Source organism: Exiguobacterium sp. Leaf187, assembly GCF_001423925.1.
Classification (GTDB): domain Bacteria; phylum Bacillota; class Bacilli; order Exiguobacteriales; family Exiguobacteriaceae; genus Exiguobacterium_A; species Exiguobacterium_A indicum.
In genome coordinates this window covers 568,312-593,318 of sequence record NZ_LMPR01000009.1, presented here as the reverse complement: position 1 = coordinate 593,318, position 25,007 = coordinate 568,312, and the positions used below count along the sequence as shown (strand labels likewise).

The 25,007-nt window shown below is 49.5% G+C and carries 23 protein-coding genes and 1 riboswitch; of the genes, 11 read left to right on the top strand and 12 right to left on the bottom strand.

Annotation, left to right across the window (positions count from 1 at the left end; genetic code table 11):
• Positions 1 to 23 precede the first annotated feature (23 nt).
• Positions 24 to 809: a pentapeptide repeat-containing protein gene (locus ASF99_RS07240; RefSeq protein ID WP_055968182.1), complete on the bottom strand. Its 786-nt coding sequence runs from the start codon at positions 807 to 809 to the stop codon at positions 24 to 26.
• Positions 810 to 853: 44 nt separating this feature from the next.
• Here ASF99_RS07240 and ASF99_RS07235 point away from each other — a divergent pair, with 44 nt between their 5' ends.
• The 4 genes from ASF99_RS07235 (at position 854) to ASF99_RS07220 (ending at position 2,622) form a co-directional block, all read left to right on the top strand.
• Positions 854 to 1,282 (top strand): GNAT family N-acetyltransferase, encoded by a 429-nt coding sequence (locus tag ASF99_RS07235; RefSeq protein ID WP_055968180.1) that lies wholly within the window; start codon positions 854 to 856, stop codon positions 1,280 to 1,282.
• On the top strand, positions 1,282 to 1,905 hold the full coding sequence (locus ASF99_RS07230; protein WP_055968177.1) for a hypothetical protein: 624 nt from the start codon (positions 1,282 to 1,284) through the stop codon (positions 1,903 to 1,905). The genes ASF99_RS07235 and ASF99_RS07230 overlap by 1 nt, the downstream gene beginning before the upstream one ends.
• A gap of 32 nt (positions 1,906 to 1,937) precedes the next feature.
• Entirely contained in the window at positions 1,938 to 2,267 is a 330-nt protein-coding gene (locus tag ASF99_RS07225) for an antibiotic biosynthesis monooxygenase (protein ID WP_055968174.1), read from the top strand.
• 118 nt (positions 2,268 to 2,385) lie between these two features.
• Entirely contained in the window at positions 2,386 to 2,622 is a 237-nt protein-coding gene (locus tag ASF99_RS07220; protein ID WP_055968171.1) for a hypothetical protein, read from the top strand.
• A gap of 1 nt (position 2,623) precedes the next feature.
• Here the strand turns inward: ASF99_RS07220 and ASF99_RS07215 are convergent, their stop codons facing one another.
• Together ASF99_RS07215 and ASF99_RS07210 are read right to left on the bottom strand one after the other, a co-directional pair.
• Positions 2,624 to 3,892, bottom strand: a complete 1,269-nt coding sequence (locus tag ASF99_RS07215; protein WP_055968168.1) for a hypothetical protein — start codon at positions 3,890 to 3,892, stop codon at positions 2,624 to 2,626.
• Positions 3,889 to 5,157 carry a hypothetical protein gene (locus ASF99_RS07210; RefSeq protein WP_055968165.1) on the bottom strand — a complete coding sequence of 423 codons (1,269 nt, stop codon included), beginning with the start codon at positions 5,155 to 5,157 and terminating at the stop codon, positions 3,889 to 3,891. Before ASF99_RS07210 ends, ASF99_RS07215 begins: the two co-directional genes overlap by 4 nt.
• A gap of 154 nt (positions 5,158 to 5,311) precedes the next feature.
• Here ASF99_RS07210 and ASF99_RS07205 point away from each other — a divergent pair, with 154 nt between their 5' ends.
• Positions 5,312 to 6,130, top strand: a complete 819-nt coding sequence (locus tag ASF99_RS07205; protein ID WP_055968162.1) for an alpha/beta fold hydrolase — start codon at positions 5,312 to 5,314, stop codon at positions 6,128 to 6,130.
• Positions 6,131 to 6,202: 72 nt separating this feature from the next.
• Here ASF99_RS07205 and ASF99_RS07200 read toward each other — a convergent pair whose 3' ends face one another.
• The 9 genes from ASF99_RS07200 to ASF99_RS07160 all read right to left on the bottom strand — a co-directional run bounded on the left by ASF99_RS07200 (position 6,203) and on the right by ASF99_RS07160 (position 17,118).
• A complete protein-coding gene (locus ASF99_RS07200; RefSeq protein ID WP_055968159.1) occupies positions 6,203 to 7,234 on the bottom strand; it encodes an NAD(P)/FAD-dependent oxidoreductase in 1,032 nt (343 codons plus the stop codon).
• Positions 7,235 to 7,289: 55 nt separating this feature from the next.
• Positions 7,290 to 8,012: an energy-coupling factor transporter transmembrane component T family protein gene (locus tag ASF99_RS07195; protein WP_082487063.1), complete on the bottom strand. Its 723-nt coding sequence runs from the start codon at positions 8,010 to 8,012 to the stop codon at positions 7,290 to 7,292.
• Entirely contained in the window at positions 7,984 to 9,513 is a 1,530-nt protein-coding gene (locus ASF99_RS07190; protein ID WP_055968156.1) for an ABC transporter ATP-binding protein, read from the bottom strand. The genes ASF99_RS07195 and ASF99_RS07190 overlap by 29 nt, the downstream gene beginning before the upstream one ends.
• Positions 9,510 to 10,082 (bottom strand): ECF transporter S component, encoded by a 573-nt coding sequence (locus ASF99_RS07185; protein WP_055968153.1) that lies wholly within the window; start codon positions 10,080 to 10,082, stop codon positions 9,510 to 9,512. Before ASF99_RS07185 ends, ASF99_RS07190 begins: the two co-directional genes overlap by 4 nt.
• Positions 10,083 to 10,182: 100 nt before the next feature.
• Positions 10,183 to 10,282: riboswitch (TPP riboswitch) on the bottom strand.
• Positions 10,283 to 10,377: 95 nt separating this feature from the next.
• A complete protein-coding gene (locus ASF99_RS07180) occupies positions 10,378 to 11,055 on the bottom strand; it encodes a 50S ribosomal protein L25/general stress protein Ctc (protein ID WP_055968151.1) in 678 nt (225 codons plus the stop codon).
• Between the two features lie 292 nt (positions 11,056 to 11,347).
• Positions 11,348 to 12,898 carry a GNAT family N-acetyltransferase gene (locus ASF99_RS07175; protein ID WP_055968148.1) on the bottom strand — a complete coding sequence of 517 codons (1,551 nt, stop codon included), beginning with the start codon at positions 12,896 to 12,898 and terminating at the stop codon, positions 11,348 to 11,350.
• A gap of 12 nt (positions 12,899 to 12,910) precedes the next feature.
• Positions 12,911 to 13,441: a glycerol-3-phosphate acyltransferase gene (locus ASF99_RS07170; protein ID WP_055968144.1), complete on the bottom strand. Its 531-nt coding sequence runs from the start codon at positions 13,439 to 13,441 to the stop codon at positions 12,911 to 12,913.
• Positions 13,438 to 16,047 carry a DEAD/DEAH box helicase gene (locus tag ASF99_RS07165; protein WP_055968142.1) on the bottom strand — a complete coding sequence of 870 codons (2,610 nt, stop codon included), beginning with the start codon at positions 16,045 to 16,047 and terminating at the stop codon, positions 13,438 to 13,440. Before ASF99_RS07165 ends, ASF99_RS07170 begins: the two co-directional genes overlap by 4 nt.
• 30 nt (positions 16,048 to 16,077) lie before the next feature.
• Positions 16,078 to 17,118 carry a tyrosine-type recombinase/integrase gene (locus tag ASF99_RS07160; protein WP_055968139.1) on the bottom strand — a complete coding sequence of 347 codons (1,041 nt, stop codon included), beginning with the start codon at positions 17,116 to 17,118 and terminating at the stop codon, positions 16,078 to 16,080.
• A gap of 429 nt (positions 17,119 to 17,547) precedes the next feature.
• Between ASF99_RS07160 and ASF99_RS07155 the strand changes: the two genes are divergently transcribed.
• The 6 genes from ASF99_RS07155 (at position 17,548) to ASF99_RS07130 (ending at position 24,991) form a co-directional block, all read left to right on the top strand.
• Positions 17,548 to 17,949 carry a CoA-binding protein gene (locus tag ASF99_RS07155; protein ID WP_023468336.1) on the top strand — a complete coding sequence of 134 codons (402 nt, stop codon included), beginning with the start codon at positions 17,548 to 17,550 and terminating at the stop codon, positions 17,947 to 17,949.
• A gap of 178 nt (positions 17,950 to 18,127) precedes the next feature.
• Positions 18,128 to 20,098, top strand: coding sequence for a DNA topoisomerase IV subunit B (gene parE / locus ASF99_RS07150; protein WP_023468335.1), 1,971 nt, complete (start codon positions 18,128 to 18,130; stop codon positions 20,096 to 20,098).
• A complete protein-coding gene (parC, locus tag ASF99_RS07145) occupies positions 20,091 to 22,496 on the top strand; it encodes a DNA topoisomerase IV subunit A (protein WP_055968136.1) in 2,406 nt (801 codons plus the stop codon). The genes parE and parC overlap by 8 nt, the downstream gene beginning before the upstream one ends.
• Before the next feature lie 299 nt (positions 22,497 to 22,795).
• Positions 22,796 to 23,266 carry an NUDIX domain-containing protein gene (locus ASF99_RS07140; RefSeq protein WP_231681758.1) on the top strand — a complete coding sequence of 157 codons (471 nt, stop codon included), beginning with the start codon at positions 22,796 to 22,798 and terminating at the stop codon, positions 23,264 to 23,266.
• A gap of 286 nt (positions 23,267 to 23,552) precedes the next feature.
• Positions 23,553 to 24,200 (top strand): hypothetical protein, encoded by a 648-nt coding sequence (locus ASF99_RS07135; RefSeq protein WP_035397351.1) that lies wholly within the window; start codon positions 23,553 to 23,555, stop codon positions 24,198 to 24,200.
• Positions 24,197 to 24,991 (top strand): DUF3307 domain-containing protein, encoded by a 795-nt coding sequence (locus tag ASF99_RS07130; protein WP_055968134.1) that lies wholly within the window; start codon positions 24,197 to 24,199, stop codon positions 24,989 to 24,991. The genes ASF99_RS07135 and ASF99_RS07130 overlap by 4 nt, the downstream gene beginning before the upstream one ends.
• The last annotated feature ends 16 nt before the right edge of the window (positions 24,992 to 25,007 follow it).

The window sequence follows — 25,007 nt, the reverse complement described above, 5'->3', positions numbered from 1 at the left end:
GCCTCCTTATCGTTCACTTCCGTTTAACGCCAATGGGACGGACGGAGTAAGCGACGCGGTAACTGCGTCGCCGCATTACCGATTGCCGCATTGATTTGTGCTTGTGTCAAAAAGAGCGCGTCCGTCAGATCGGCGTCTTTGACGTTACAGTCTCGCAAATCAGCCCCAAGAAAGTTGACTCCGCGCAGGTCACTGTGCGACAAGTTCGTCGCGAGCAACCACTGGTTCTGAACACTGGCACCTGAGAAATTACGTCCTTGTAGCTGTTTTCCGACCCAGTCGCGTGGTGTCTGGTCGCGTCTTCCGCTATACTGAGCTTGAACACGCGATGCAATCATTTCAAGGAGTGGTCGGACGGTTTGACGAACCGGTATCAAGTCAAGTCGTTCAAATTGATCGGCTGGTAATGCCGCGTACCGAGTCAGTGCAGCAAGCGTCTCATCGAGTTGATTGTGGATGTCACGCGTGACATCACGTTTCCCGTCGGTTATGTACCACATCATTTCAAACAAATGAACCATCTTCGGGAAGGTAGCATAGATCGCTTGGCGTCGCTTAGGTGCATCATCGCCTTCGAATGTCCGCTGTGATAGATGCTGTCCAGCACCGAGACAATCATAGACGGTACAGCCTTTGTAGCCGCTGTCGCGTAACCGGTCATGGATGCGACAGCTGTAGTCCGCGTCAAGATTATGACACGGTGTTGCTTCCGGTTTGTCATGACCAAAATCACTGGATTTCGAAAAAGCGAGTGCGGTACAACATAAACCAAAACACTTCGTACAATCAATCTGGAACGTAGGTTCCATCGGATTCACCTCCACTACTACTATAACAAGAAAGGAGTTTGAACATGCTGCAATTTCAACTCAAGGAAAATGAGGACGGACAGGACTGGCTTAGGCAACAAGTGCGTCAATACAATGTCGAGCGTTCACCGCTTCATGCGACGAAACGCTCCGAGGGAACACAAGCCGTCACATTACTTGCGACGCGTGATGATCAACCGATCGGCGGCATCTCAGGGGAAATGTACTGGGGCTGGTTACATATTGAATGGTTCTTCGTTGCCGAAGAGGAACGGGGAAGTGGGCTCGGTACTCAGTTATTCCGTCAACTGGAGGAATGGGCACGAGCAGCGGGTGTTCAGCGAATCCGCGTCGAGACATTCTCGTTTCAAGCGCTCCCGTTTTATGAGCGACAAGGATTCGTCGAAGTCGGACGAATCGATGACTATCCACCAGGGATGAGCTATCATCTGCTCGTCAAACAGGTCGACTGATGAAACGGCGTCTTTTCCTCATCTTATTGTTCGGTCTCGTGCTCGGAACGCTGACGGGGATGCAGCCACGTCAAGAGACCGCTTCTTTTACGGCGAAGCAAGTCGCCCAGTTATATACACAGATGACGAACACGCCGATTGAAGCGCGCGACGTCTACTTCGTCGAACGACTGTCTGACCATTACGCCGTCGCGTATCTTGAAGCGAAACACGACCGCTTGTTTTTGCTCCTGCAACAAACCGATGAGGCACAACGAATCGACCGAATCATTCGTTCGAAACAGACGAGGGAGTCGGATTGGTTTGAAGGTCGTTTGTTGACGACGGACGAAGGTCGATACCTTGTCGCCTACGGCATGAACGGTTCGAAACAAATGAAATCGATCCGGTTCGAGCCGTATAAGACGACGGCTGATGGCGAAGCGCCGCTTCGTCCGATGCAACGCTCATTGTCGGTAGCAGATCAGGAACGTTTCCATACAGTCCAACCGTTACCGGATGCCTTCCCGCATTCGCTCTATTTCGAGATGATCGCGACGAGCGTAGACGGAAAAGAGACGATCCAACGATTGACGTTACCAAGCGATAACGCATCCGCGTTTTCAACCCGGAATGACTTTTAGTATACTGAAGACGAAAAAAGGGGGGGAAGAACATGTGGATCGTCATGAACCAGTTACACGTCGTCAAAGGTGCAGCAGATCAGGTCGCAGCGCGTTTTAAGACGACGAAAGGAATTGAACGAATGGAAGGGTTCCACCGGATGCAAGTCCTCGTCGATATCAGTCAGGCAGAAGAAGACATCGTCACGATCATGACGACATGGTCGAATCAAGCAGCATTTCATGCATGGCAAGAGAGTCAAGCGTACAAAGGCGTGCATCATAAGCGGGATAGCGGAACATCCGAAGTCAAACCGCTCGTGACGTCGAATACCGTCACGGAATATGCGATCGTCGCTGATCACAGTGCCGTCGTGGAATAAACAACAACACCCCTTGGGAGGATGCCTCTCAAGGGGTGTTGTCTAGTACATTAAAATAGATTGTTTTTCCGTAATCTGGGTATATTCTAACAAACTAGATGAAACGAGGTGACACCGCATGGTCTATCGTAAACCTGTCGTCTCTAGCCTGTCCGTCCTCGGTGGTATGATCCTGCTCTTTGGTTTCTTAACGAGCGGTGGCTTCATTTATCTCTACTTCTTCGTCTTGCTGTTTGCTTGCGTGTCCTTTTTACGTGAACCGTTGACGCGTAAAGAGTGGTTACGCGAGGGGATTGCTTTCATCTTCTGGTGTTCCTTGATTTATTTGCTCCAACATCTCATCTTTATGGTGTGAGTCATTTTTCGTATAGCTCAAATAAGGAGAGAATGATGTCACGACCTGTCGCCGAAAGATGAACCGACACGTCACGTTTCGGATCCTTCAAGTAAATATCGGTCTTTTTGACACGCTTATCGAGATAAACTTCGTATTGTTGTCCTTTCACTCCTTTTCGGAACGTCAAGTATTTCCACTTCGCCCGTTTTCCTCGTACGTCAGCCTGTTCACTTGACTTGATTGCTTTTTGCAATTTCCCGGACTCATCACTTGTCATCATGATCGTATCCTCGACTTTAAGACGATCTTTAGAAGAATCGCTTTGATCATAAAGATAATGCTTGAACTGCTTCTGATGGAAGAGTGTTATGTCATTGATAGTGGATAGAACATCTTCTTCCGATAAGTCCTGTCGAGCAAGCTCAGACGGACGTTCCATCGTGTGCTGAATCGACAATTCGTAGCGGAATTGGTGTCCGTTTTTTTCTGTTGCGATAAGCGTGCCGTAATGTTCCGGTGTGCCGTCACCAGGAATGAAGCGGACTTTTCCGGGCTGTTTCATCGCATGGATCGACGTCTCCATCTGCTGTCCACTGATCAATTGCGGTATGCGTACAAAGGAGTTATACGATATATCGTCATTCTCATTATATTTCTCATTGTACGTCAGATAAAGCTTCGTATCTTCAGTAAAGGGAGTAAGGGCTTCTGCATAGACGACGAATGTCTTTCGTTCGTCTTTTTTCGTTACATCAGTCGCTTTCATCACCAGGTAACCTGATCCAGGTAGCGCTAATTTTCGAACAGAACCGTTTATGATGTTATCATCACGTGAGAACCAGTCCTCTTTTTTAATGGTGTCTGGCTGTACTTCTAACTCGGTCGGATGTTCAACCAGCTTCGTTTTCGCAAAGACATCTTGTTTGGTTGATAAGAGGTGATACTCGCTGTCAGCCATATTCTGACAATACAGATATGTTTGTTCTCCGGACTGGACATAACGAGCCATTTGTCCTAAGTAATCTTCAAATGGTGCCGTCATCACGACGGAGAACGTGTCACCGTAAGAATAATTTTTTGGAGCTTTTACGGGTTTTGATCGACACTCCTCCATGATGACACTCATTTCCTTTTCCGATAACCTCTTCGGAGGTTCTTTGCCTTTAAACCGCGCTCCATCATACAATTTCGATAAGTAATCCCATTTGAAATTCGGAGCGTCACTTTGACAACCGCTTAACGCGAGCGTTGCTGCAAGTGTGAGTCCGATCCAGTAACGTTTGTTCATTTGTTAAGCACCTCACTGAGTGCTTCACTTGTCGTACCCGACAGCTTAGCACCGTTCTTTGTTCCCTTTTTGACGACATAGATTTCAAGCTTTTTGGCGCGTTTGCGTTCAAATAGCTCGAACGTTTGGCTTTTTCCTTGGCGCATCAATGTTAATTTTTTCTGATTTAGTTTCGTGCCCTGTGGCTCCATGACATCGGTCTCTTTTAATTCCTGAGCGATTTTTTTCGCTAATTTATCCGGTATTGCCGAGACAAACTTATAATCGCTCTCGACGAGCTGTTTCGGTGATTGATGGATAAAACCGACATAGCTGGTTGGCGATGTATCAAAGAATACGTATTTGTAATTCGCGGGTTTTTCGTAAGTCGGATTGAGACGCATATAAATCGATGTTTCCTGAATGATTTTGCCTTCTTCTTTCTTCCGAACAGTCGCAAAAGGAACCGTCTGTCCCACTGAAAGTGTATCAGGAAGTTGTTTTCGTTCGATTTGATACGATTGCCCCATCACATGATCTTGAATGACGGATGGAATTCCGATACGATCACCACTGGTCATTAGTTCGATTGATGTATGTTGCAAACCACTATTCGGAATGACACGAAAAGCTAAATTCAATTCGGAACCGGATAGGGATTCGGTCGTCTCAAAGAGTGTTTGTTCGTCGTCCTTACTTTTGTCTTTCATGAAAAGAACGAATTGACCTTCCGGTGGTAAGGACAGCTGGTAGGACGGGAAGAGGTAATGTCCCATCTCTTTCGATTGCTTACTTTCTTCATTTTCCTGTTTTTGCTGATCCATTACTTTTTTTGGTACAGGTTTAAAGCGGACAATCGTCGATTTAGCTTTAACCGGTTGTTTTGACCAATCGACGAATGGATAATCACTTCGCTTGATCTGATGGACCGCATAATCCGCATGGCGAATCGGCTGACACGCCAGATAGTCTTTTTTTTCGTCTGACAGGAAACGGACGTGTTGGAACTCACGCCCTTGGATACTCGGAGGCAGGAAGTATAAGTCAAATCCTTCGTGTTGCACATATCGATCAGGTAAGTGCTTCATGTCTGGTTTTTGCTGGCAAACCTTCAACAAAGCAGCGGTTTGTTTTTTCGGGAGATCCGGTATCTCTTGCCCATCAAAGGTAGTCGAAATACCGCCCCAGTAATTAACATCGTATGTAAGGTCTAAGTATTGTTCTTTACCACATCCGGCAAGTAAGACTACGCCTGCGAGAATACCCGTATGTATATAGCGTCTCATGAAAAACCTCCTTTATCCTAGTGACTATATTTTACCATAATTTCTATAATAGACAGAATTTTCTATAATGCTTTAATATTAAGATGTTTGATATCTCTTGACTCGGGAATAATAGATGCATGCACAGTCAATCTATTTTTATGGGGGTTTTATGATGGGTACATTCATTCAAGCAGTTGATGGCACGAAAATTTATGTCGAGGATGTCGGATCGGGTCAACCGGTCGTCTTTTTACACGGCTGGCCGGCAAACAACAATATGTTCGAGTATCAAAAGAATCTGCTCGTCGAAGAAGGGTACCGTTACGTCGGGATCGATTATCGCGGTTATGGCAAATCAGATGCGCCGGCAACGGGATACGATTATAAGACGATGGCGTCTGACGTCAATGAAGTCATCGAACAGCTGAAATTAACGAATGTCACGTTGCTTGGCTTCTCGATGGGAGGAGGAATCGCCTTGTCCTATCTCTTGCAATACGGAGATTCAAAAGTTAGTAAACTTGTCCTCGCAGGAGCTGCGGCACCTGTCTTTACACAGCGAGATGGCTATCCATACGGGATGACGAAAGAAGAAGTCGATGCGTTGATTGCCGACACGAAACAAGATCGTCCGTCGATGCTCAAAGGATTCGGGGAAATCTTCTTTGCGAAGGAACATCCAGAACCACTTCAACAATGGTTCCATGGTCTTAGCATCGCCGCTTCGTCCCACGGTACGATTCAGTCAGCAATCGCATTACGTGATGAAGACTTACGTGGAAAACTCGAGAACATCAAAGTCGATACGTTGATCATCCACGGTAAAAAAGACCAAGTTTGTCCGTTCGAGTTCGCGGAAGAAATGCAAAAGGGAATCCCACATGCACGACTTGAAGTCTTCGAAGAGAGTGGGCACGGTATGTTGCTTGATGAACAAGAGAAGTTCAACGAAACGTTACTCTCGTACGTTAAAGGAAATCAAACCGTCTAATCCAACAAGCCATGGACACCCGTCCATGGCTTGTTTTTGCGAACAGAAAAAAGCGTGCGCCGGCGCACGCTTTTAAGGGCGATACTTCCGCATGAACCGTTGATCGATCCAGCGCTTCAAGTACCAACCGAACGGGTGAGTCGAATACTGATTGCCATACATTGAAACTGCATGACGTGGTCCCATCGATAAAATCGTCAAATAGTTCGTTTGCGGACGATAGGTTTTCAGTGCCTCTTCCTGGACGTACCGTAAGAGATTTGCTAGTAAGATCGGTGCTTGTCGGACAGCTGTGACGCCATTCTTTGGAATATCGGGATAAGCGACGAGGGTCGCTGCGTCACCCGCAGCAAACAGACTTGGATGATTGAGCGCTTGCAACTGCTCATTGACGAGTAGGAACCCGGCTTCCGTGAAGAGCTTACTGTCTGCAAACAATACCGGTGCTTTCGCACCCGTTAAGCGGATGATGGCATCTGACTCGATTGGTGGATGATGTGAAAAGCGGAGAGGAGACGCCTCGTTCAGTGGCCGTTCTCGAATCCAATGAACATCGAGTTCTTGTAAGCGTCTCGCAATCGCTTCCGCTGCGGGGTGTCCTGAAAGTAACTCTGGATCCGTGATCAGTGTAATCGGCACATCCGCCACTTTCAAGGACGCCGCCATCTCGACGGCCGCTGCGCCGCTTCCGATCACGACCGGACGCTTTGCTTGTTGCAAACGCTTTAATGTATCCGGTAACCGGTAGTTCGGTTTGATCGATAATCGTGTCGTGTCTTCCGACCAATCGAACGAGCCGATATTCGTCGAGACGACGTCATAAGTATAGTGTCTGCCGGATGCACCGAAGACGACCTTTTCATCGGGGTCGATTTTGATGACGGTCTCTTCGATGAACTGTTTATCATTGGCGCGACACAGTGCGGCGACGTCGATACGGATCTCATCGATATCGTACGTTCCGTCAGCAAGTCCGGAGTACATGCCCGAGTAATATTGGTACGTCGAGGCATTTAAAATCAGCCACTCGACGTCTTCTGTTGGTCCATTGGTAATGCAATGCAGGTGAGCGTGTCCTGCACCAATCAAGAGGATTCGTTTCATGTCGTTCTCCTTCAATTTGTCTTGCTAGAGTGTACCCGGATACGGGTGGCGGTAATCATAACCAAAAGACAAGACTGATAAACAGGAGGATGACCCCGAGGTAGATAATATCCTGGCGCTGAACGACTGGCACTTCATAATATGTCCGTTCCGCTGAAAAATGACGGGCTTCGAAAGCGATTGCCATCCGTTCTGCCCGCTGGATTGATCGCGAGAAGAGCGGTAAGCCGATTGATAGGAACGCATCACCAGGAAAGCGACTGTGCACGTTCCGAATCATTCGGACTCGCCGTAAGACGCGGACTTCTTCGACCAGTTGTGGCAGAAAGCGGATCCCGGCAAGGAATCCATACGCGAAGCGAGGGGACACCTTTGCCTGGTGAATCAAGCTCATCACGAACCGGGTCGCATCGGTCGTCGTGACGAAAGCGAAACTTAAGCAGACGAACGTCGCCATCCGTAAGGCAAGTAACCAGCCATGTACGACACTTTCCGACGTGACATGAAACCAACCGAACGACCAGAGCGTGTTCGTACCTTTGCCAAACGCCGCCATCATCCAGAACGTCAATAAGAATAATAGACTGTAAGGTGCGAGCCGTTTCAAGAAATCGACAGGACCCCATCCGGAGAGGAGTAGCAGCGCGATAGCAAAACTCAGAAACACCAACGTCTTGACCCAGTCGTTCGTTGCAATCAAGGCAAACATGATGAAAACCAATCCGCTACCTTTGATGACAGGATTGAGTTTAGCGAACGGTGACGCGTTCGTCTGCATTGCGCTTCACCTCCTGGAATTGGTACGAAAGTGGACGTTGTAGCTGACAGCGTTCGAGTAACGGAACGTCAGCGAATAACTCGCTCGGACGCCCGTCAAAAGCAATCCGCCCTTGCTCCATGACGAGGACACGATCCGCGTATCGGGCGACGAGTTCCATGTCGTGCGTTGCCATGACGAGTGTCGTTCCGTTCTGTTGTTCCGTCAACAACTGTTTCATGAGCCGCCGCGTCGTCAATCCATCCTGTCCGAACGTTGGTTCATCGAGCAACAACAAATCCTTTGCCTGCCCGAGCATCGTCGCGACGCTGAGTCGTCGTTGTTGCCCCGTACTAAGCGCAAGCGGTGACTGCTGTTTGACGGATGCGAGTTCCAGTTGTTCGAGTAATGTTGTGCGCTCGTCACTCGTCGCTGCTCGGTGACTCCAGTCGATTTCCGCTTCGACCGTTAGCTTGAGAAACTGCAGATCCTGTTGTTGAAAGACATAGCCGACGTGCTCATAAAAGCGTCGCCGGGAGTAACGCTGAGCCGGACGTTCCTGGAACCGATATGTTCCACGATGGGGAAGCAACCGACCGAGTGTTGCAAGCAACGTACTTTTCCCGGAGCCGTTTGCCCCGAGCAGCATCACCCATTCTCCCGTCTGCAGGGAAAATGTCGCATCGGTCAGCGGATAAGGTGCTTTCGTCGATAATGCAGCGACGTGTAACAAGGCAGTGCCTGCTGTAGCGACTGAGGGAAGCACGTGAAGTCGCGCCGCTTGTGGTCCATCTATAGGTAACGTCTCTAACGTATACGGATACAAAGAGGGAACAGCGATTCCTTTCGCTTGAAGCTCCGTATACGCCTGCGGGAACAAATCCTGCGGATGTGCCGTTGCAGTCACCGATCCGTCCTCAAGTAAGACGATTTTGTCGATGTAAGGTAAACAGACATCGAGTTGGTGTTCGATCAAGACGATCGTTAAATCATGTTCTTTCTGAATCCGAAAGATCAACGCCATCAGCTCGTGTTGCCCGATCGGGTCAATCTGAGCCGTTGGTTCATCGAGTAATAAGATCGTCGGCTCGAGCGCCAGGACCGCGGCGAGCGCGAGGCGCTGTTTCATCCCCCCGGATAGACTCGCGATTGGTGTCGAGAAGGGGAGAGGGAGACCAACAAGTGTGAGTAAGCGTTCAATTCGTTCCTCCATCTCTTCGCGTGGAATCGACCGGTTTTCTAAACTAAAAGCGATTTCGCGTCCAATCGTTTCCATGCAGAACTGTTCTTCTGGGTTTTGGAATAGCACTCCGACCGAACCGGACCGGGTAACGGTACCAGTCTGTTCGACTTCAATCGTCTCCGGTGTCAGTCCGGCTAGGGCATGAAGCAGTGTCGTCTTGCCACTCCCACTGCGTCCAAGCAAAAGGGTCGTTCCTTGTTCGATCGTCAGCGATACATGATCGAGCACCGATTTCATCTGACCCGGATAGCGGATGCTGAGATCGTCGACAGTAATCATGCGACTTCCCGTTTCGCACGTCCTGCCGCAAACCCGTTCAAGACACCGGTCGCAACAAGGCGACGGACAAGAATCGCTGCAAGCAAGCCGCCGAGTAATGCACCACTAATCAATTGTAAACCTGTTGTCGCAAGCAACGTCGTCGTCGTGTAGTAACCGAATCCGTTCGCGATCAGACTATAGACGATGCTACCAATCGCGGCTCCAACACCCGATAACATCAATGTCCAGGTGTCATAACGGCGATAACGCGTCATCGCAAAGACGAGTTCCGCGCCAAGTCCTTGACAGACCCCGATGAGAAGAGCCGATAAACCAAAGTGACTACCCGTGAACAGCTCGACGGCTGCCGCGACGATTTCCGCGATGAGGGCGGCACCTGGTCTTTGAATGATTGCTGCGACGAGCGGGCTCGCGATGATCCAGATCCCAAACATCCAGTTGGCACCGACAGGTCCGAAGATCGCAGACATCGGTAACCAGAGTGTTGACCAACCAAGATAGATGACCCCGCAAGCGACGGCGAGCATCATCATGACCATGATTTCTTTCATTTTCCAGTTTTGCATTAGGTACGTCCTCCTTAGAATGGGGGAGACGCCAAAAAAGACCGCCCTCCGTAAAAAAGAGAGCGGTCCTCAGAAAAACTGCGCGCAGCAGGAGTCATTGGATGTGATCGCTCCACTTTCCTACGCTAGTATGAACTAGATCAGGTTCGAAGGGTCCGAAGTGAATCGTCTCAGCCAAATGGGCTCCCCTAGTGGATATGGTAATAGATGATACGCTGTTCACTTTAGGCAATCTTCTGTCTATTGTCAAGACACAAAAAAACGATACGCCACGAAGGGCGTATCGATAAACGACTTATTTGTTATCTTCATTCTCTTCTTTTGCTTCTTCTGAAGACTCTTCCGTAGCTTCCGCTTCGTTGTCTTCACCAGCTTCCGCTTGCGCTTCAGCTTCTGCTTCTTCGATTTCCTCAAGATCCTGCTCGAGTGTAGATTCGACGACAGCTGCGACTTGAATGTCGCCTTCTGTGACGATACGGAAATCTTTTTGTTCCGGAAGATCAGCTACAGAAATCGAATCGCCGATTTCGAGGTTCGTGACGTCGACTTCGACGTTCTCTGGTAATTTATCTGGTGTTGCTGCGACTGTTACTTTAAAGAGTGTCTGTGACAGGAATCCGCCGACTTTAGCGCCAGCTGCTTCACCGACGAGTACGACGTCTGCTTCGACTTCTGTCTCTTCATCCATTTTAACGGCGATGAATTCAACGTGATCGACAGTTGGTGTGAAGACATCCATATCACGACGGTTGATCAAGACGTTAATATTTTTACCGTCGAGTTTCAGTGAAATCAAGACGTTCTCACCGTTTTCTCGAACGATTTTAAGCAATTCTTTTTCTTCAAATGCGATTGGTGTACTTTCCACTTTGTAACCATACACGACACCAAGAGCTTTTCCTTCATGACGTAATTGTTTACGGAGTGAGCGTGGACGTACCTCGCGTTTTTCGGCTGTTAATTTAACTGACATGTTCATTTCCCCCTTGAATTTGGTATAGCCCTCAAAAGGTAATGAATGTAGGAGCAGGACAAGTCCTGAACAATATGAAACATGCTAAGACAATCGGTTTCAGACTCGCTTTGAATCTGACGCTTTCGTGACTTTGCATTTCTCTCCCAGGTCATTACGCTGATATTGAGAAACATGTGTGAGTAAGTCACCGGTTTGATGCGGTGCTAGTGAGTTTATACCCCTATGTTTTAAATCCTTAAACCTTTATTTTTTATTTTTTAAAGTCGAAAGACCTCCAAACCGCTTGAAATCAAGGGTTAAGAGGTCTTTCATTTTGTTCATTTTTTATGGTGATGCGTTGGTTTTCACGGACTAATACACGGATGAGACGTTCGATGTGCCGCATCGTCGTCTGTCCCATCGTTGAGATTTGGAGCCATTGATTGCGGACGAGATAGTCGCTTTCATATTGAACATGATAGCCCTGGATCCGGAGAGCGTCTCCTAAAGCCGTTGCCGACGGATGGACGATCGTCAGAATTCCCGGCGCTTGTGCTTCTTGAGTCGCAAGCAGGTTGAAACCAGTCGCCCGAACGGCCTGTTCGAGATAAGTCATCTTGATGGCGGCTTGATCGAGATCAAGGGCATCGAGCGCTGCCTGACAAGCCAGCAACAGATTTGAGGAACCGGAAAAAGCAACCCCTTCCGCATAGAGTCCGAGATCCAGATAACGTGGAATCCGGGAGGAAGGCAATACGCTGGACGTATGCCCGATGAACGCAAGACCCGGTAACCCCCCAATAGCCTTGCCGGAGACGGTCGTGACGAATCTGCAGCCAGCGTATGAGAAACGTCCGGTCCCGACGGCGCTGATCGCATCGACGATGAGTGCGGTTCGTTGATCTAATAGCGCTTTTACCGCATCGAGATCGTAGAGAACGCCCGTAGACGTCTCACAATGCGTCAACCAAATCCAGTCGTACTCCGTTTGATGCAGTTGGCTTGCGAGTTGTTCTAAGTCGATCGGGTGACCGGACGGAAGCAGGTGGATATCAAATGACTTTCCTGCTCGTGCCGCGTGATCGATTAAGCGTTGACCGAACTCGCCACCGTTTAGGATCAATCCATGTCCACTGAGTTGTTGTGCGACGATATCGTTCGCGAGCGTACCACTACCAACAGCCATCGAGACATGTGGCAAATCCAGCAACTGACACATTCGGTCCCGTAAATCTTGATCGAGCTGACGCATCGAGGCCGTCCGATGCGGACGCGGTGCTTGTTGCGCCGCTTGGCGGACTGTTGGTGCAACCTCGACTGGACCGGCTAGAAAATGCAGAGGACGTAAAACGTCCGCGATGACGGATCGTTCATATGTTGCGCGCGACAACAACATCGGTACGAACTGGGCATCGCCACTACCGAGCGTTGCTGCGATTGGTGTGAAGCCGAACCGCGCATATAGTTTAGCTTCCCGTGTCGTACCACTGATATAGACATGATCAATCGTTTCCCGCTCCAAGTAGACCATCAAAAAACGCATCAATTGCATGAACGTACGACTATTGCGGTATTCGGGACGAACGCTGAGTAAGCGGATTTCCGCTGGGTCCGTCAGTGTCTCATCTAGCGTCACGCCCTTTTCTTCAAGCGAAAAAGGACGATGCTTCCGAATAGCAATCATCGCGACGAGTCGATTGTCTTCCTTGCCAATCAGATAGGTGTTTTGATCATGAAACCGGTCAATCCGTTTCCTTTCGATATTCGGTTGATGTTGCGGAATCTCTTCCGTGAAGGTGAGGTAGTTCAGTTCATGGATTGCTTCCGCGTCCGAAGCGGTGGCAATGGAAAAATCGATCATGAGACGTCCTCCTTATGTAATGACTGGCTTGTGAAGTGCATCATGAGCCCACAGGACAAGTAGACTTACGGCAACGGTACACAAGATATTGATGGGTCCCGCGTCAAAGTAGACAGGTAGTAACGGGAGTAAAACGACCGGAATAAGCCCCGCTTTGACGCTATCTTTCGTTACGAGATATGACAAACCGAGTATGCCTAGTCCGGCAAGGTATGCCCACGGCGTGATGGCGAAGACGATTCCGGAAAACACAGCGTACCCTTTGCCGCCGCGTCGCGGATGAAACAACGGAAACAAGTGACCAATAAGCACGGCGAGAGCGACTGGATAAAATGCGTCTGTGATCTGTAGTGCAAGGACCGTCTTCGCGGCATCAAACAGATAAACGAATAAAAAGGCCGGGAGCCCACCGGCGCGATGGGCATTGCGAGCACCGATGTTTCCGGAGCCGACCTGTGCCAAATCGGTACGGCTGATGTACTTCCAGAGCGTACCGCCAAGAATGCTACCGATAAGGTAACCAAGCAGGAGATCAAGGATCACCGATGTTCCTCCTTTGTCGTTACGAGATGAACGAGTTCCTTGACGGTCAAGGCATCACTGTCTGGAGCCGTCAGGACGGCATCGACCATCTGGGCTTTTCGATCTTGTAATTCCGTCATCTTTTCTTCGATTGTCCCGCGTGTCAGCAGTTTGATGACCGTCACGTCAGATTGTTGTCCAAGCCGGTGGGCGCGATCCGCTGCCTGTTGTTCGACAGCCGGATTCCACCAGCTGTCAAACAGGATGACGGTATCAGCAGACGCGAGATTCAGTCCCGTTCCACCGGCTTTAAGGGAAATCAAGAAGAGATCGACTTCACCGTCATTGAACCGGTCGCATAACGCTACCCGGTCTTCAAGCGGTGTCTCACCCGTCAACAGGAAGTGGGGGAGGTGACGTTGCGCGAGATCCGAGCGAATACGCTCGAGCATTTGTGTATACTGCGAGAAAATCAAGATCCGCTTTCCGGCTGCCCGTTTTTCGGCAATCAATGAGAGCAGACGCGTTCGTTTTGTTGCTTCTCCTCTGTATCCCTCGACGAATAATCCCGGATCGTTGCAAATTTGCCGCAACCGCGTTAACCCAGCCAGTAATTTCAGACGATCTTCGCGTTTCGTCTCGTCTAAGTGTTGCAGCGTCTCGAGTTGCAGTTTGGCGAGATACGACGCATATAAGCGTTTTTGGTTTGGACCGAGCTCGACATAATGATGCTCGATCTGTTTCTTCGGTAAGTCCTGTAAGACATCTTGTTTCTCGCGCCGTAATAAGAACGGTTGGATGAACTGTTGCATGTCATCAAACGACCATTTCTCAAATGTCGCTAAATCCGGCAGTAATTCCGGAAACAGGACATGGAAGATCGACCAGATATCACGCGGACGATTCTCAAGTGGTGTTCCCGTTAAGGCGAAACGGCGTTTTGCTTGCAGATGCCGCAGCTGACTGACCGTTTGTGACTGCGGATTTTTCAAATGCTGTGCTTCATCAAAGAAGATGACGTCATATACGGGGTGGCGACGGACGTCGGTCCGAAGCGTCGTATAGGAGACGATCGTCACCGTATCGTCAGGTAAGTGCTCCAGTTCGCGGAGTCGGCTGGATTGAGAACCAGTGACGACATGAACCGGTCGACCGGGTAAAAAGCGCTTCAGTTCTGCCTCCCAGTTGCGGAGCAGTGATGCCGGTGCGACGATGAGCGCGCGGCAATCAGGGATCGTTGCCACATAACCAATTGCTTGAATCGTCTTCCCGAGCCCCATCTCATCGGCTAAAATCCCGTGACATCCTAGCGCGTCTAAATTCTTCAGAAATTGAATGCCCGTTCGTTGATATGGATAGAGTCGTGATTCTAACGAATTCGGCAAGTCGAGCTGGAATCCTTGTCCCGATTTCAATTCAAGCCATTTCTCGAGCAAATCGGCGTGCAGATGGAGGACGGAAGCGCCAATCAGATGCTTCATGTTCCGAACGGCAGGTAAGACGATCCGTCCGTCGCGTAAGTCCCGTTCACTTGCTTCCATCTGGGCGAGAACCCGTTGTAACTGCTGGAAGGCCCGTGTTTCTAGAGAAACGAACTGTCCGGATTTCAAGCGGTGATAGCGTTTTTGTAAGACGAGCGACTTGAGAACACGTTTCAGCTCGTCTTCTGGAATCCCGTCCATTGAAAAGTTGAACACGAGCCAGTCGAGGCGGTCCGTTACGTCGACTTCGATTCGCGGATGGAACGGACCTTTTGGTAACGTCGTCCGGATCGCTTGTGTTGCAAATAACTCCAGTTGACCGAGCGCAACCCGTTCGTCAAGCAGACTCCGCAGAAAGGCATACTGTGCGGCGTCACTCGTGATGATGTAGCGCGTGTCACGTGGCGTTGCTTGGAATTCACGTAAGAAGCGTAAGGTACTTTGCTCCGTTACCTGATCCCGTCCAGCGTAAATCGTCTCATCGAGCGGATTCAGCTGAATCCCTTGATAATCAAACGACACGCGGACTTCGACTTCCTGAGCCGTTCGGTCAAGATGTAACTTGACGATTGGTGTCCCGGAAACGATTCGTTCTTGTAAATCAGGACTGAACGAAACATCGGCGAGTCGCTGCAAATACTCCGTCTGTCCAAGGAGACGATCGAAGTAGGGCAGGGACAGTTGATGCTGCTGATTGTCCGTCAATCGTTTTAGCGTCACGACGGGTCCTGTCAGTTCGAAATGAATCGCCACCCGACGATCCGGTGTGAGACTGCGTAAATAATGGCGCGCGCCAGCGTCATCGACTTGAAACGCCGTGAAGGGACGGATTTGTGGTGACAGCGGCGTCGGTGTGCCGTGCGCCTGTACATGATGCATCGCGAGTAAAACGGCGACGATATGTCCACAAAACGATGTATCCATCGCAAGTGATGGACAATTACAGCCGGCGTCGACACCGTGCGCCTTGACGCGGACGGTCACCGTGAATCGTTCCTCACCGTCGACACTCGCTTCGATCAGCTCGTCGCCCATTCGATAATTATGCAACGTGACCTTTCGAGCGGCGACATACTTCTTTCCCCGTCGAAAAGCATAGGCATCAGACATCTGTTTGATTTTGCGTTCACTGAGCCCGTAATTCATGACAACTCTCCTTTAGTTAACATAATACGATTATCGTTCACCATCAAATAAATCGACGGCGCGTTTTTTCTCCGAATCGCCGATATGGGCATAGACTTGTGTCGTCGCGACGGATTCATGACCAAGTAACTGCTGGATCGTCAGGACATCGACCCCACCGGTCGCAAGACGTGTCGCAAACGTATGCCGCAATTTATGCGGTGTAATTTTTTTGCGCTCTAAAAAGGGCAGGACTGGTTTCAATCGTTCCGTGTGCCGCTGCAAAATATGCTGGACTGCCCGTGGACTGAGTGGTTTTCCGTGTTTTTGAAAGACAGGCACGGCGCCGCTCGTTGGCATCTGATAATGAATCGCGTATTTGCGCAAGGCAATCCGAGCTGGTTTCGCGAGTGGAATCAGTCGTTCTTTGTTACCTTTCCCGATGACGCGAAGCGTGTTTTCGTGAAAATCAACATCGTTCCAGACGAGTTGGGTCATCTCACTGAGGCGCATCCCGCTATAACCGAGCAGTTGGAACAACGTCACGTCGCGGACGCGGTCTCGTTCATAATGTGATGCTTCCCGGGCATTCATCTCAACGTTTGACGGTAACAACTGAATCAATTCGTCCCACTCGCGTTTCGTCAGGTAAACCGGTTCCCGTTTTGCTTGTTTCGGACGATTGACTTTGGCGACCGGATTTTCCGACAACTGCCCTGTATCGACCAAATAACGGAACAACGACTGTAATGCTGATAACTTCCGATTGATGACACTTGATGCATTTTGTTTCGTTAAGGCAAGGTACTCAGCGTAAGCTTCGATTCCTGCTGCATCGATCTCGACAAATGCTTCGAGCGGAATATCCCGCGCTGTTACTTCTTCACCTGACGCTACAGCGACAAATTGAAAGAACGCTTCGTAGTCGTAGACGTAGCGGCGCATCGTTGCTAATGAGAAGTGTTTTGCTGCCAACTGATCCAAATAGGACTGAATGAAGCGTGGCATCCGCTCATAACCCGGAATCGCTGGTGCTGTAGCCGAAACGGTCGTTTTATGTATCGTTTTTCCTAGGTTTTTAAATAAACTCATCCGACAATCACCCCTCTAGTGGTAGTATACCAAACGTTGGTACAGCAGACACTTGTTTGCGTGAAATAGTTATTTCACGCAACGTTAAATTGTCAGACAGGGAGCTCTCAGTTGCATCGACAATGCGCCAGGCGGGTCGTTGATCAACTCGATGCACGTGAGAATTTAACCTATTTTTATCGTTTTTGAGCTACAACATTCTCTTTAATGACAATAATAGTATTATGTAACCTCAGTCATTGAAAAAGAATGAATATTCAATTTCGCTCTCAGTTGCATCGAGAAGTCGTTCGACGGGTCATCGGTCGACTCATTTGATTTCAAGACGATTTCTGAAAAACGTCGAAAACGTGCTCGATTTCGCATACTTCATCTCGGTTCGGGTATAGAGTGTTAGGTAAGAGTTATTTTCATAAGGGGGAGTTCTAGATGATTACCGATCAACAAGCACGTCAATATTTGAAGGATGCGAAACGCATTGCCGTCGTCGGCGTCTCAAGTGATTCCGGAAAGACCGCGAACTGGATTGCTGACTACTTAGTCCAACACGGATACGAAGTCATTCCAGTCAATCCGACATTAAACGAGTGGAACGGTCAAAAAGTCTATCCGAGTGTCGCGAGCATTCCAGGACACATCGATATCGTCGATGTTTTCCGTCGATCTGAATTTTTAGCGGATGTCGCGAAAGATGCTGTTGCTCACGGTGATGTCGGGATGATTTGGAATCAGCTTGGTCTCTCGAGTGTCGAAGCAGAAAGTCTCGCACTCGGTGCTGGAATTCCATATATTGAGAATCGTTGCATCAAAATCGAGCATCAATATCTGTGAGTCATCGCACGATTTCAGGCATCTTCACCCGTTCGTGAAGGTGTCTTTTTTCATGCGCTTTACAGGTTATGCTTGTCAGGAAGCAAGAAGATGCCTACAATTAGAGACAGACTACTCGAAATAACGAACGAACGTTTGTAAAAACGACGTCGTACTTTCGAATTTTGAGGTGAAATGAATGGCGACAGACTTAAATAACTACAATGATGATGCCATACAGGTGCTCGAAGGACTCGAAGCAGTCCGGAAGCGCCCAGGTATGTATATCGGTTCAACCGATCACCGTGGACTTCACCATCTCGTCTACGAGATCGTCGATAACGCGATCGATGAGGCACTCGCAGGGTTCGGGGAACAAATTGACGTTACGATCCATAAAGATAATGCAATCACGGTCCGTGACCATGGACGTGGGATGCCAACGGGGATGCATGCATCGGGAAAGCCGACTGCTGAAGTCATCTTCACGGTCCTTCACGCTGGTGGTAAGTTCGGTCAAGGTGGATATAAGACGTCCGGTGGCTTACACGGCGTCGGGGCGTCGGTCGTTAACGCCTTATCAACGGATTTGAAAGTAACGATCTTCCGTGACGGGAAACAATATGAGCAAACGTTTGAAAACGGTGGGATGCCGAAGACGACGTTGCTGGAAACGGGTACGACGCGTCAAAAAGGAACGAGCGTTTACTTTAAACCAGATGGCTCGATCTTCAGTACGTTGACATACAACTACGATACGCTCGCGGAACGCTTACGCGAATCCGCTTTCTTGCTGAAAGGTCTGAAGATTACGCTGACGGACGAACGGTCTGATAAACAAGATATCTTCCAGTACCAAGACGGTGTCAGCGAATTCGTCCAGTACTTGAATGATGATAAAGATACACTGCATCCGACGGTTGCGTTCGAAGGTACGGAAAACGAGATCGAAGTCGATATCGCCTTCCAGTTCACGGATGCGTACTCGGAAAACGTCCTGTCGTTCGTCAACAACGTCCGGACACGCGACGGTGGAACACACGAAGTCGGTGCGAAGACGGCGATGACACGGGTTATGAATGAATATGCCCGAAAGAACACGCTCTTGAAGGAAAAGGATAAGAACCTTGACGGAAATGATATCCGCGAAGGGTTGACGATGATCGTCTCGATCCGGATTCCGGAAGAGTTCCTCCAGTTCGAAGGACAAACGAAGTCGAAACTCGGTTCGCCGGAAGCGCGGACGAGCTGTGACGCTGTCATCAGCCGTCGTCTCTCGACGTACTTGGAAGAGAACCCGCAAACGGCGACGCTGTTGATCAAAAAAGCGATCCGCGCAGCACAAGCGCGTGAAGCAGCACGGAAAGCCCGCGAAGAAGCACGAAACGGGAAAAAAAAGAAACGCTCGAGCATCTTGAACGGAAAACTGACGCCTGCTGCTTCGAAAAACGCAGACAAGAATGAATTGTTCCTCGTCGAGGGTGATTCTGCCGGTGGTTCTGCGAAACAAGGACGAAACCGGACGTTCCAAGCGATTCTTCCACTCCGTGGTAAGGTCTTGAACACGGAAAAAGCGAAACTCGCTGACATCATGAAAAATGAAGAGATCAACACGATCATTCACGCGATTGGTGGCGGTGTCGGAGCCGATTTCGACCTGTCGGATTGTAATTTCGACAAAGTCATTATCATGACCGATGCCGATACCGATGGCGCGCACATCCAAGTCTTGCTGTTAACGTTCTTCTTCCGCTACATGCGTCCGTTGATCGACGCTGGGAAGGTCTTTGTTGCTTTACCACCGCTTTACCGCGTCTCAAAAGGGAAAGGCAAATCGGAGAAGTTCGAATATGTCTGGGACGAAGAGACGCTCAAGAAAACGACGAAGAAGTTCGGTAAAGGTTATATGATCCAGCGTTACAAAGGACTTGGAGAGATGAATGCACCACAGCTCTGGGAAACAACGATGGATCCTGAGACACGGACGTTGATTCGGGTCACGATCGACGATGCTGCTGTTGCCGAAAAACGCGTCTCTGTCCTGATGGGCGATAACGTCGGGCACCGCCGGACGTGGATCGAGGACAATGTCGCCTTCGGTCTCGCGGAAGACCTCTCGATCATCGAGAATGAGCACGTGACGAAAGAGAGTGTGAACGAACATGTCTAATCTACAAAACATCCTGAACCTGTCGCTCGAGCAAGTCGTCGGCGACCGGTTTGGTCGTTATTCGAAATATATCATCCAAGATCGTGCCTTACCGGATGCCCGGGATGGTCTGAAACCGGTTCAACGCCGAATCTTGTATGCGATGCATACGGAAGGCAACCTGTTCGACCGGGCCTACCGGAAATCGGCGAAGACGGTCGGTGTCGTCATCGGTAACTATCACCCGCACGGTGATTCATCGGTCTATGAAGCAATGGTCCGCTTGAGCCAAGAGTGGAAACTCCGTTACCCGCTGATCGATATGCAAGGAAACAACGGGTCAATCGACGGTGATAGCGCGGCAGCAATGCGGTATACGGAAGCCCGTCTTTCGAAAGTTTCGAGTCTGATTCTCGACGGGATCAACAAACAAACCGTCGATTACACGCTGAACTTCGATGATACGACGGAAGAACCGCTCGTCTTACCGTCGCTCCTGCCGAACTTGTTGATGAACGGTTCGACGGGGATTTCCGCTGGTTACGCAACTGAGATTCCACCGCACCACGCGGGAGAAGTCCTCGATGCTGCGATTGGTCGGATTTCCGGTACGGTCCAGAACGTCGATGACTTGTTGACGCACATGCAAGGTCCTGATTTCCCGACTGGTGGTGTCGTTCAAGGGCTTGACGGCATCAAGAAGGCGTTCGAGACAGGACGCGGGAAAGTCATCATCCGCTCGCGCTCAACGATTGAGACACTGCGGGGTGGTCGTCAGCAAATCGTCATCACGGAGCTCCCGTATGAGGTCAATAAAGCGAATCTCGTTAAACGGATGGAAGAACTCCGTCTTGATAAAAAGGTCGAAGGTGTCGCTGAAGTCCGTGATGAGACCGACCGCGACGGCTTACGGGTCGTCATCGAGTTGAAGAAGGAAGCGGACGCAGAAGGTGTCTTACACTTCTACCTCAAACAGACTGACTTACAAATTGCTTATAACTACAATATGGTCGCGATCCATGAGCGGACACCGCGGCAAATGGGCGTCTTGACACTCCTCGATGCCTATCTCGCACACGTCAAAGAAGTCGTCATCCGCCGGACAGCGTTTGACCTCGAACAAGCGAAACGCCGTCAGGAAGTCGTTTCTGCCTTGATGACAGCAATCTCTGTTCTCGATGAGACGCTTGCCTTGATCCGTTCTGCGTCGAACAAAGCGGACGCGAAAGACAAGCTGATCACGCGTTTCAACTTTACGGACCGTCAAGCGGAAGCCGTCGTTATGCTTCAACTTTACCGGTTAACGAACACCGATATCTTTGAGTTGCAGGAAGAAGCAGCGAAACTCGAGAAGGAGATCGCTCGTCTCGAGAAGATCCTCAACGATGAAAAGACACGGAATCGTCTGATCATCAAGGAATTGACAGTCTTGAAGGAACAAGTCGCGGACAAACGTCGCTCGACGATCGAAGCGGAAGTTGAAGAACTGAAGCTGAAGACGGAAGTCATGATCGCTGTCGAAGAAACGATGGTCTTCCTGTCTAAAAACGGTTACGTCAAACGTTCGTCGCTACGTTCATTCGGTGCCTCGAACGACTTACCGGACTTGAAAGAACAGGATCGTCCGTTGCTCCAAGGGCAAGCGATGACGACGGATCACTTGATCGTCTGGACCGTTCGCGGGAATTACTTGCTGATTCCGGTCCATCAATTGCCGGATACGAAGTGGAAAGATGGCGGTCAACACGTCGCGAACCTCGTTCCACTCGAACCGGGTGACCGGGTTCTCTCAGCGGATCTCGTCCGCTCGTTCGACGAAGCACAGCATTGCTTGTTCGTGACTCGTCAAGGGATGGTCAAACGCTCGAAACTGAGTGACTACAACGCCCAGCGGAAGTCAAAACCACTTCAAGGTGTCCGTTTGAAGGCAGACGACGAAGTCTTGTATGCTCAGGTCTCAACGGGTCAAACGGGGCTGTTCCTTGCAACACAGAACGGTTTCGGTCTCTGGTTCACAGAAGATGACGTTCCTGTCGTTGGTGTCCGGGCTGCTGGTGTTAAAGCGATCAACCTGAAGGATCAGGATGTCGTCGCGGGTGCAATTGGCTTCAAGGAAGCACCACAGATCGTTCTCTTGACGCAACGGGGTGCCTTGAAGAAGATGCGCCTCGCGGATCAGTTCCAAGTCTCGAGCCGTGCGCTCCGTGGCTTACAGTTGCTCCGTGACTTGAAATCGAAACCACACCAAGTCGCAGCATTGATCGACGTCACACAAGCGAAAGAATTGGTCCTCAGCGGAAAAGAGCAGGAAAAAACGATCCAAATCGGTTCGTTATCGTTCCTCGACCGTTTATCGAACGGTTCATTTGCCTACGATGAAGAGAAATTCGGTCCCTTACTCGACTGGTATACACGATAAGACGAGGCTCCTCCGGATAACGGGGGAGCTTTTTTAGATCTAGCGGGGCAGGAGAGGGGGAATTTTGAGACGAATGCTCGGAATTTTGAGATTTATCGCTATAAATATCGTTTACAAATTGAAACACTGACCAATAACGGCTACAATAGAAGAAATAGTCAGGTCACGATTCGTCACGAACAAGCGTCGGGTCACGCGTCTCCGCAGCTTTGCTTATAGCGTCAATTGATCAAGCAGCTACGGGACCGTCCCTTTAGCTGCTTGTTGTGCAATCTGCCGACCTTGGAGAGGTGATGAAGATGAAATTCAGACGTCGCGAAAAAGTAGCAATCTATATCACTCGGGAAAAACCTAACGGATGGGAACTACTTGTTTTTCATCCACAATCGGCTCCTGAGAGTGATTGGCAGATCCCCGCAGGTACGATCGAAGATGCTGAAATCGCAAAAGAAGCGGCTGTCCGTGAGACGCTTGAGGAAAGTGGTCTCTCGTTAGCATCCGTCCAGTACATCGGCGAAGAAGAGATGCGCTATCCGGAGCGAATGCGGGTGCATTACACGTATTTCTACCATGCGCACATCGAATGCCAAGAGAACCGCTGGACGCATTGTGTGGCTGGTGACGGTCAGGATTGCGGTGATTTCTTTGATTTCGCGTGGTTGCCACTTGATCGGATCACGCAACTTGAACGCCGCCATCATATATTCCTGGATCGTTTGATTCATCGATTGGAACGGACACGTCCGTATGATTGTCGAAAACACGGTTAATTCCGTGTTTTTTTGTTTTGTCTCACTATCTTAAGTTTACCTTGATTATGAGACAAAATCTTATAACTATTGATAATATATGTTATGTTAACTTGAATAAAAAAATGATTTTCTGGTCAGATTCATTCATCCCCCCTGTCATCTAAAAATCGGTCTATCGTCCTGTTGGTCTTCTTCTTCATTCTTTGTTACTCTAATAACAGTAACACCGCGAATGTTACCTTTTTAACGGTAACAAATCAAATGTTTCCATGATTGTGGCAACAAATGAACAGGAGGAATCGTCATGCAAGCTGTTGCCTTGTCGTTTGATGTCAAAGGCTCCCGCGATTATCCGAGCAAAGAAGCATTACTTCAAGCGCTCCGAGAACTCGCGAACGATCTGAATACTGCATTTCCTACGAGTATCGTTCCGTTCCAAATCAAATCCGGTGATAGCTTACTGGCGGTATTTGCGGATTATCCGGTCAGTTATCCGGTCATGCTGCACTTATTGAATCAAGAATTACCAGGTTACATCGGGATCGGATTTGGTCAATATGAGACGATTTCAACGACCCAAGCTGAAGAAGCCAATGGCAGTGCGATCATTCATGCCTTTGAAGCACAGGAATTGGCGAAGACGCTTCCGTCACAGATCGCCTTTGCTGGACCGCCCTACTTACCGACCGCCCTGCTGAATGGTTATCTTGAGATGCTCTATCCGGCGTATTTCGGGAAGACGGACCGTCAAATTGAGTTGCACCGGTTGATGGATCAATATCCGGATGATACGTATGAAGAGATCGGTTTAAAGATGGGCTTTAAGGAACAAGATGCTCGCGCGAATGTCGCAAAACTCGTCTCTCGCTCGCAGCGTAAGCAACGCAAGCGACTTGAAGCTGCCTTGGCACAGGCACTGGAGCAATTCCAAGTCTGGGAGGCGATTCGGTGACTGTCTTACTTAGCCTTATCCTTGTCCACTTACTTGCTGATTTTCCATTACAGACGAGACGGATGGCGCAACTGAAACATCGACACCGACGCATCTTGTTCCAACATCTTGCCGTCCATGCGTCTCTGATGCTACTTGTCCTCGCGTTCTTCGTCATCCGAGGGCAGTTGACCCTCGACATCTCCGGATGGCTAGGAGGGAGCATTCTCGTGTTTCACGCCCTACTCGATGCTTCCCCGCTCAAACGTCGCGTCAAGCAAGCAGCGGCGTACTGGATCGATCAAGCGTTACATATCGCTGCCATCATTGCCTTGACATGGGTGTTCGTTCCGATTGATTGGTCATTGTCGTTCGCGCGACCCGAGCAGGTCCTCTGGATTCTGTGCTTTAGTTTAGTGACGACGGAGTTACTCGGTCACGGGATTGCTTTAATGCTCGCACCATTTGCTCCGCGCTTGATCGAAGCGCATTTCGAGCGAAAAGTGACACGTAAGGAGCAACTCGACGGCGTCTCACGGACCGTCACACATGAAGTCGAAGATTCTGCGCGCAGTTATACGACGGAATTAAACGGAATCGGGCGTTATATCGGTCTCGTCGAACGGGCAATCATTACCCTGCTCGTCGTCACGAACGCAACCGGAGCGATTGGCTTCATCATTGCTTTGAAGGCACTGGCCCGTTTTAAACAGTTTGAAGATCGCCGCTTTGCGGAATATTACATCATCGGGAGCTTGCTCAGTATCTTAGGTGCGATTTTATGCGGACTCGCGATTCGCGTCGCACTCTAAACGATGAATGAAAGTG